Source organism: Mycoplasma pogonae (assembly GCF_054170725.1).
This window is the reverse complement of record NZ_JBSWZS010000015.1, coordinates 22,360-29,438: the sequence shown is the minus strand read 5'-3', so window position 1 is coordinate 29,438 and position 7,079 is coordinate 22,360. Positions and strand designations below refer to the sequence as shown.

7 protein-coding genes are annotated in these 7,079 nt (G+C 25.6%); all 7 read left to right on the top strand.

Annotated elements, in window-relative coordinates:
- On the top strand, positions 1-454 hold a 454-nt coding region (locus ACW95P_RS04560; RefSeq protein ID WP_457962076.1), incomplete at its 5' end, for a hypothetical protein.
- 201 nt (positions 455-655) lie between these two features.
- Positions 656-970 carry a hypothetical protein gene (locus ACW95P_RS04555; RefSeq protein WP_457962075.1) on the top strand — a complete coding sequence of 105 codons (315 nt, stop codon included), beginning with the start codon at positions 656-658 and terminating at the stop codon, positions 968-970.
- Positions 971-982: 12 nt separating this feature from the next.
- On the top strand, positions 983-1,189 hold the full coding sequence (locus tag ACW95P_RS04550) for a cation transporter (RefSeq protein ID WP_457962074.1): 207 nt from the start codon (positions 983-985) through the stop codon (positions 1,187-1,189).
- Positions 1,173-3,221 (top strand): heavy metal translocating P-type ATPase, encoded by a 2,049-nt coding sequence (locus ACW95P_RS04545; RefSeq protein WP_457962073.1) that lies wholly within the window; start codon positions 1,173-1,175, stop codon positions 3,219-3,221. Before ACW95P_RS04550 ends, ACW95P_RS04545 begins: the two co-directional genes overlap by 17 nt.
- 261 nt (positions 3,222-3,482) lie before the next feature.
- On the top strand, positions 3,483-4,547 hold the full coding sequence (locus ACW95P_RS04540) for a DnaD domain protein (protein ID WP_457962072.1): 1,065 nt from the start codon (positions 3,483-3,485) through the stop codon (positions 4,545-4,547).
- Positions 4,547-5,464, top strand: coding sequence for a hypothetical protein (locus tag ACW95P_RS04535; protein WP_457962071.1), 918 nt, complete (start codon positions 4,547-4,549; stop codon positions 5,462-5,464). Before ACW95P_RS04540 ends, ACW95P_RS04535 begins: the two co-directional genes overlap by 1 nt.
- A gap of 80 nt (positions 5,465-5,544) precedes the next feature.
- Complete coding sequence (locus ACW95P_RS04530) at positions 5,545-7,056, top strand: APC family permease (RefSeq protein WP_457962070.1); 1,512 nt, start codon at positions 5,545-5,547, stop codon at positions 7,054-7,056.
- The last annotated feature ends 23 nt before the right edge of the window (positions 7,057-7,079 follow it).

Here is a 7,079-nt window from a genome sequence, read left to right as displayed (position 1 = left end):
AAAAAATATTAATAAATTTGATTTAAATTTAAGTGCTAAGAATCTTTATGAAATTTTATATTTAAAAAAAATTAGTGAGATAATTAATTACAAAGATTTTGATAAAATAGCATTTGAAAAATTTATCGAAGACAACAAAGCTTTAATATTTAGTGAAAAAATACTTAATGTAAGTGACCCAAATACTTTTGAAACAACTTTTTTACTATTAAACCTAAATCACAATTTATCAATTACAGAAAAAGATTATATTCAAAAAATTTTATCTGCTAATGGCGAAAATGACTTGTATATCAAAAAAAATCTTGAAAAAATATTGGAAAATGTAACAAATGAAGATCAACTTGCTGTTTTGCTAGCTTATTTATTCTTAGGAAAAGATATTGAAGAAAAACTAAGTCCTAGCAATATTTACAAAGGTAATTGAATGGCTAATTTTAAAAATTCTAAATAAAAAAAAATTTAAAACATTTTTATAGCTTATATTAAAATTAAATTAATATTTAATATTATTTATTATTTTTGAAAATTTATAACTCTAAAGCACTCATAATTTGGGTGCTTTTATTTTTGCATGATCGATTACTACTATCATCCAAAATTAAAAAATTAATTTTATTTTTATATATAACAATTTTGTTATATAATAATTGTCATGAATGCATATGATTTTATTAAAGTTTTATCAAACCCGGTAAATTATAAAATATTGTTACACCTTTATAGCTGTCAATGTCGGAATTGCAATGTCACAACATTTATTGAGAGGAATCGTGATTCCCAACCTAATGTTTCGCGTGCTCTAAATAGTTTAAAAAAAATGAAAGTTATTAATAGCTATAAAGTTAATCGCAATGTTTATTATTATCTTGAAGATACAATTCGGGCTCAATTTAGAGCATTAATGACAAACATCATTAATGCTCCTGAAAACTTTCAATATTTATGTCAGTGTCATTCACAAAAATAGGAGTTTATTATTATGAATAGTCGTTACTTTTTATTAGCTATTTCTTGTGCTTCATGTAAAAGTCACATTGAAAAAGTTTTTGCCAAATACCCAGATATTGAATACTCAGTTAATGTAGTGGAAAAAATTTTAACTGTTAAAGCTGATGAAGAAAAATACTCAAATGATTTTATCATTGAACTTGTTAAAGAGGCTGGTTACAGTGCAGAAGAGTATTAATTTTTTGAAAAAAATTTATATATTTTTTCAAAAACCTAATGTCAATTTAATTACTTTAGTTATTTTATTTTTACCTTTTTTAGCATTGATGATTATCATGCTAATTGATCATCAAATTATTGAACATCAAATTCCTAAATGATTTTTTTTAATTTTATTAGTAATTAATACATTTGTAATTTTTGTTGTTTCAATTAATTTTTTTAAAAATTATAAAATGGCTTTCAAACTAAGCTTTAATATGGATTTATTAATTGCTCTAGGAGCTCATATCACTTATTTCTATTCTTTAATTATTACCATTATTAAATTAACTAATAATGGCTTATCTGGCATTGGAATGGAATTTTGAGAAGTACCAATTGCTTTAATTACATTTGTGACTTTAGGACATTGGTTAGAAAACCGAATTATGAAAAATTCTAGTATTGGAATTGGTGAGTTATTAAAATTACAAAATCGCTATGCTAATTTATTGGAAGATGGCGAAATTCGCCAAGTTTTAGCCTCAAAATTAGTAGTTGGTAATATTATTGTTGTTAAACCAGGCGAAAACATTCCCGTTGACGGGTTGATTGTTAAAGGTAAAAGCGAAATTAACACATTATTTTTAACTGGTGAAACTATACCTCGAGTTGTTGAAAATGGTTCAGCAGTGATTTCGGGGACTCAAAATTTAACTGGTGCCTTAGAGATTGAAGTAACTCATACTGCTAATGATTCAACTTTAAGACGAATTATTAATAAGTTGGAAACAATCGTTTCTTCAAAAACTAAAATTCAACGTGTAAGTGAAAAAATTGTTAAATTATTTATTCCCACAATTTTACTAATTGCTATCTTTACTTTCATTTTATGAGCAGTGTGAATTAATGTTTACCACCAACCATTAATTCCAAGCATTTATCATGGGCCAAATCTAAATCAAGAATCAGCTTATGCCATCGCCGCTTGAGTGGCAGTGAGTGTAATTGTGATTGCTTGTCCTTGTGCTTTTGGTATTGCTGCTCCAGCTGCAATTTATTCAGCTTCTTATGTTGCTTCAAAAAATAAAATTTTATTTGCTTCAGCTGATGTTTATGAAAAATTAAATAAAGTGCAATATATCATTTTTGATAAAACGGGAACTATCACCGAAGGTAAACCACAAGTTAAAAATTACTACGGTGATTCACAATATCAAAAATTAGCTTATGAATTAGCTTTCAATTCTAATCACCCATTTTCACAAGCAATTGTAAATTATCAAAACTTTGAAAGCCCTCATAATTTTGAACAACAAGAAGTGCCTGGATATGGTATTATTGCCCAAGCTGGAAAAGATACTTATGAATTAGCAGCTTACACTAAAATGCTACATAATAATTATCAGGATAATGTTAAATTAGATACTAAAAAAATTGTTGCTAGTTTTGTAGCAATTGCAAAAAATAAAGTGATTGAAGGAGTATATGAAGTTAGTGATGCTATCAAATCTGATGCTTACCATTTTTTTAAAAATGTAAAAGCTCGTAACATTAAAACTATTATGGCCTCAGGCGATAATGCCGATGTTGTTGAACATGTTGCTAAAAAATTAGGAATCAATTTTTACTATGGTAATGTTAGTCCGGAAACTAAATTAGAAATTGTTGAAAATTTTAAAGCAAAAGGACTAACTATTTTTGTTGGTGATGGAATTAATGATGTATTAGCAATTAAATCAGCTGATTTGGGAATCGCTTATGCTTCAGGATCTGATTTGGTAAACAATTTTGCTGATATATCACTAATGGAAAATTCATTAACTGCACTAGATAATGCCATTTACATCGCTCAAAAAACATTAAAAACAATTAAAATGAATTTTGGTTGAGCATTAATTTTTAATGTCTTAGTAATACCTTTGGCATTATTAGGTGCAATCATGCCTTGAATTGGAGCAATTTTAATGATATTATCTAACATTATCCTAATTACTAATACAATTATTTTCAAAAGTTTATTAACCCATAAAATTAAAAATAACAAGTTGGAAAAAAGTCATAAATAATGACTTTTTTTTAACTTTATTTCGATTATTTTGACTAATACATAATAAACACATTTTTAACAAATTTTTGATGTGGATAACTTTTTAAAACCCTTTAAATAAAAGCCTCTAGATGCTTAAAATTGCAATTCATTGTGATTAAGTGTGTGTATAAGTTTTAAATAAAATATTATTTTTAATTTTTTTAAGTCAGCAAAATAAATCTGTCTTAAAATTTAGATACACTTTAAAACCAAAGCTCCATTTGAAAGGTTAATAAAAATGAAATATACAACTTTTTTTATTGAAACAAAACAAAAAATTGATTGTAAAGATACTAAGAATTTGCGTACTTTTTATTTGCCTTTTTTAGGAACAAAAGCCATTACTTTATACCAATATTTAGTAGATCTAACACAATCACAAAAAGCTTATAATGATTTTTATGAGTTTGAAAGCATGATTTTAGAGACTGGATTGGCTAAAAAACAAATTTTAGAAGCCAAAGACAAACTTGAAGCAGTTGGTTTAATTCGTTATTATGAAAGTGATTCTTATAATAATGCTTTATTTGAATTAAATAAACCACTCGATGCCAAAGCTATTAATGAAAATAAAATTATCAGTAACCAAATTGCTAAAAAAATTGGTATGCAGCACTTAGAAAAACTTTTAATTGCTAATTTAAATTATTATTTTGATAAAAGTAAGTATAGTGATAAAACTAAGCGTTTTTATGACATTTTTAAAATGGATTTAGATGAATTGAGAAAAATGACTAAGCCAGCTATTATATCTCAGTCAGCAACTATTATTAACAATGAATCAAATTTACTAGAAAAAAAACAAGAACAAGATACAGAAATAGGAGCGCAAGTTTATAACCATTATTTTAAAGTTGTAAACCGCCCAATTGCGCCTTCATCAAAACAAATAATTAAGCAATTATTAGAAAAGGGCTTTAGTGAAACTGCAATTTGCTATTTTATTGATTTTAGCAATGCTGTCAATCAAGGTAAAATTAATTTTAATTATATTAACAAAATTGCCTTATCTTATTTAGATAAAGGAATTACTAGTGCAGCTGATGTCTATAATGAATTACAAGAAACTTTTTTTCAAAAAAACAATAAATTTGTTAACAATAACAAGCCAAAATATCAATTTAGTTATGAAACTAATGATTTATTTAGTAGCTCATTTAATCAGTCGCAGCAAGAAGACAAAAATATTAGCTTAGATATTTTCGCTACTAATGATTCAGTTTCAAATCAAAATAATGACATAATTAATACTGATTTTACTAATATTGATGAATTATTAGAACAATTAAAGGTAGATAAATAGTGGCTCCCAGTAAAAGAAAAATACCATCACAACAGGAAATTCTAGATTTAATTAGCATTTTAGCTGAAAACGAAAATGATGAGAATGCTTATAAAATCATCTCTACAATTGCTATAATTCCTCGAATTAATAATGCATTAGTAAAAATTAAAAAACATTTTAGTGACAAAGACAAAAATTTCTTGAAAAAAGTTTTAATTGATAACATTGATATTTTGATTGAAATGGCATTGCAAGAATATGACCCCGAATTAGATATGTATACTAATTTTAAAATTTCTGAAGCTGGTAATTTTTTTCGTTATTATGAGTCCACCCCTAAAAAATTAGCTAATAAATATAAGGATAATATTTGATTTACTAGTTTTTTTGAATTTGATGAGCAAATTTATGAAAAACAGCAAAAAAAATGGACTAATTTAATGAGTTTGTTAGATGTTTCTCCTAATGCTATTTTTTATGTTGTGTCAAATGAATTTAATGGCAAAACTTCATTTTTAAAATACTTAGCAATTTATTGGGCTAAAAAAGATTTTACAACCGCCTACATTAATAGCTTGGACTTAAAAAACTTTTTTACTAGTAATGGCTTTGCAAATAAAAATGATATTGCTAATAAAATGAAAGATGTTGATGTTTTGTTAATTGATGATTTATTTATGCTTGCAAACAATGTTAAAAATGAATGATTTTTAGCAATTTTTTTAGAAATTATTAACTATCGGAGTGAAGCTAATAAAAAAACTTTTATTGCAATTGATAGAATTCATTTTGAACGCTTTAGCAAATCACAAAAAATTGATTTTGAAAACATAGCAAATCAAATTTTTAAACGGATTCATTATAAAGGGCAAAAAATTGATTTAAACTATTATTTAGAAAGTAATGAGTTTTTAAAAACTAAATTTTCATCTTAAAAAGCACTAAATTTTATAAAAAGTGCTTTTTTATTAATAAAAAACTATTAAATTATAATTTTTTCTATAAAATATGTGTTATGAAATTTAATATAAGCGCAGCTTTTTCAAAAAATAAAAAGTCAAATAGCAGCTCAAAATTCACAAAGCGCCAATTTTTCTTGTTTGGTTTTAATTATGTTGTGGGTTTTGGATTTATTGCTACTATTGCATCAGTAATTAATTTAAGTTACTGAGGAATTCTAGTCTTTGCTTTAACAGCACTTATTGCATTAGGTTCTTCTTTAGCTTTCGCTCAAGCATCACACAAATACAACAATGCTTTTGGCGGAACTTATTACTATGCTAAAAAAACATTTGGTAAGGAAGGGTCATTTTTCTTTGGGTTTAATCAAATTGCTCAAATCCCACTTTTTTCGGCTGTTAGTCCACTTTTTCTATCGAAAATTTTAGAAAGTGCTAACCCATCAATAATTGCTAATGGATCAAGCATGTCAGAATATCAATTAAATATTATGTGACAGGTTTTATCAGTTCTAATTTTTATTATTTTAATTTCTTCAGTGTTATTTGGATTAAAAACAACTAAATTTTTAGTATTTTTATCAGCTTTTATGAAATGGATAACAATTTTTTTAGGAGTTATTTTTGCAATTATTTATGCTATACAACAAAATAATATTAGTCAAAATTTTAGTGGCGAATCACTATCAGAATCTTTTTTATCAAGTCCATTATCCAGTTTTGCAATTATTGTAAGTACAACTATTTCTTTTATTTATGCTTATGGTGGATATGAAAGTTTAGTAACAATTGCCCCTGATACTAAAGGTACAAAAATGAAGCGTATCTTAATGATTATGTTTGGATTAATTGTTGGATTTTATTTTTTATTTTATATTATTGCTATGTTTTTAAATTTAAATTCCTTTAAAAATAATCCAAATGAAAAATTAGAGTTATTTTTAGGATTATTTAGAAAAACATGAAATGTAGCCGGGATTATCATTTTTTCAATTGGAATTTTCTTTAATAGAGTTTCTGGATCCATTTCTTCAGTTTATTCTTACAATCGTTACATTGTTCCAATGGTTGAAGATCGTTTTTTCCCAAGTTCATTGAATACTAAAAATAAAAATGGTGAATATTCACGAATCACAATTTTAGTAATTTTTACTATTATTACTTCAATGATTTTACTAAACATCATTCCTAGAGCATTAAATATTAATGACAGTTTTTCAGCTGTCTTAAATAGTGGAACAATTGCTTTTTTAGTACAATATTTCGGAACTGTATTAATTGTTATGATTCAAAACAAGCGTGGTGAAATTCAGCTAAAATCATATGAAAAAATTATTTTTGTTGTTGCAATGGTTTTAATTGCATTTATTTTACTTGGATACTTATTTTCACCAATTATGCTTTTAATCGAAGATGCAGTTAATGGTAAAGAAGTAGATTATCGTAAACTATGACAAGGATTATTACCGATTTTGAGTTACTTTGTAGTAATTGCACTAGGTTATGGTTGACGTGCAATTTATAACTTAATAAATCAAAAGCGTAATGCAGCTCTAAATAATAAATAGTTTTAAACTTCCAACATGAAAGT